This is a genomic window from Protofrankia sp. CiP1_Cm_nod3, assembly GCF_982290655.1.
In genome coordinates this window covers 2,679-4,533 of record NZ_CEVIVD010000258.1, presented here as the reverse complement: position 1 = coordinate 4,533, position 1,855 = coordinate 2,679, and the positions used below count along the sequence as shown (strand labels likewise).

Annotated in this window: 3 protein-coding genes and 1 pseudogene; all 4 read left to right on the top strand. The window is 65.8% G+C overall.

What is annotated here, in order from left to right:
- The first annotated feature begins 33 nt into the window (after positions 1-33).
- Positions 34-519: an excisionase family DNA-binding protein gene (locus AC5LUJ_RS23885; RefSeq protein ID WP_250286963.1), complete on the top strand. Its 486-nt coding sequence runs from the start codon at positions 34-36 to the stop codon at positions 517-519.
- Between the two features lie 3 nt (positions 520-522).
- A pseudogene (locus AC5LUJ_RS23880) lies at positions 523-795 on the top strand (PIN domain-containing protein); the annotation flags it as partial.
- A gap of 115 nt (positions 796-910) precedes the next feature.
- Complete coding sequence (locus AC5LUJ_RS23875; RefSeq protein ID WP_493465835.1) at positions 911-1,078, top strand: VapC50 family PIN domain-containing toxin; 168 nt, start codon at positions 911-913, stop codon at positions 1,076-1,078.
- 259 nt (positions 1,079-1,337) lie between these two features.
- The coding region (locus AC5LUJ_RS23870; RefSeq protein ID WP_493465834.1) for a toll/interleukin-1 receptor domain-containing protein at positions 1,338-1,855 on the top strand (518 nt) is incomplete at its 3' end.

Sequence of the window (1,855 nt, the reverse complement as noted above, 5' to 3'; positions counted from 1 at the left end):
TGTTTCGGATAATGCGTTTGCAGGTTGTATGTTGTGGAGGTGACGGAGATGGCGGTGGAGATGACCGGTCAGGCTGGCGGCGCGGCCCGGCATCGGGACCCCGATGCGGAGCTTGCCCGGCGGGCGGCGCGACGCATCGGCGAGTACCTCACGACGCACCCCGGTGCCGATCCGGTCACGATCAGCGGTGAGCTCGCGGGCGACGATGTCCTGGTCGTGCCCCGAGAGGCGACTGTCCTGCTCGCCCAGATTCTCCGCGTCCTGGCACAGGGTGAGAGCGTCAACGTCACGCCTGACTCCGCCGAGCTGACCACTCAGCAGGCGGCCGACTTCCTGAACGTGTCCCGGCCGTATCTGATCAAACTGCTGGAGGCCGGTGAGATCCCGTTCCGTCTGGTCGGTACACACCGGCGGGTGACGTTCCGTGATCTCCACGAGTACAGGAGCCGCGACGACCTGGCGCGGCGGCGCACGGCGGACGACCTGACCGAGCTGACCCAGGAACTGGGGCTGTACTGAGCGATGACCTTCACGGTGGTGTACGACGCCAACGTGCTCTATCCGAACACGTTACGCGATCTTCTGATCCGGATCGCGCAGTCAGGTCTGGTGCAGGCGAAGTGGACCAACGAGATCCTCGACGAGATGGCCACCGCGATAGGCCGGACTCGGCCGGACATATCGCCCGAGAAGCTCACTCGCCTCCGTAGCCTCATGAACGCGGCCATCAGAGACGTCCTGGTGTCCGGTTACGAGCCGCTGATCGAAGGGCTGAAGCTCCCCGATCCCGGAGACCGGCATGTGCTGGCTGCCGCGATCAAGGCCGGTGCTCAGGTCATCGTCACCCGGAACCTGAAAGACTTCCCCGCCGCCGACCTGGAACCGTGGGGTGTCGAAGCCAAGACACCCGATGCCTTCGTGTTGGACCAGGTGGGCATCAGAGGGCAGGCGGTGGCAAGCATCCATCCAACAGATCGCGGACTCCCGAACGAACCCACCGGAGTCCGTCGACGACATTCTGCGCCAGCTAGAACGTAACGGACTCGTGGAATCGACAGCGGCACTCCGCACGCTATAGCCGCCGGGTGGCCCTTGGGAGAATCTCACCCATGGGCCACCCGGCCCCTATAGCGCAGGTCGCGCTCAGTTTCGGCGGGCACCCGGCTCGCCGACGAGATCCGCATGCTCACCGAGCCCTACAGGCTTGAGGCGGGGCAGGGTCGGGTCGAGGTGGCGTTGGCCGGGATGCGGTGTTTCCCGGCTGCCGGCCCGGGTTGGTTCTGACACGGAGCGTGCCATTCCGCTACAACAGGGACATGGCGCAGGGGGAGTCGTTCGTGTTTGTGTCCTACACCAGTGCGGACGAGAAGTGGGCGACGTGGATCGCCTCCGTACTCGAAGGAGCCGGGCTGGCCGCCCGAGTACAGGTGTGGGATTCCCTGCCTGGGCAGAACTTCGTCGAATGGATGAACATCCAGCTTGCCGGTGCCCGTTGGACGGTCGCGCTCTACTCCCAGGCATATTTCGCGTCTGCCTGGTGCACCGCGGAGTGGACCGCGGCGCTGGCCCGTCGCACTCTGTTACCGGTCCGCCTCGAGCCGGTCGAGCCGCCGGCGACGCTGCAGGTCCTGACCTGGGTGGACCTGTTCGACCTCGACGAAAACCAAGCTCGTGAGCGGCTGCTGTACGCGGTCGGTAAACAGGTTCTGCCCCGACTGGCGGCCTTCCCCGGCCGAACCTCCGCTTCGACGGCGACGCCAATATTTCCCGGCGCTACCGGGGCGGTGGGGCATCTGCACAGCGAGGTAGAGCGTTCCGATCCCGCCGTCACCCTCGCCACCGCGCTGAGTCAGCT

What these genes read in the sequence shown, in the direction of transcription:
- AC5LUJ_RS23875 (WP_493465835.1), top strand. Translation starts at nt 911, where the DNA reads ATGCCTTCGTGTTGGACCAGGTGGGCATCAGAGGGCAGGCGGTGGCAA.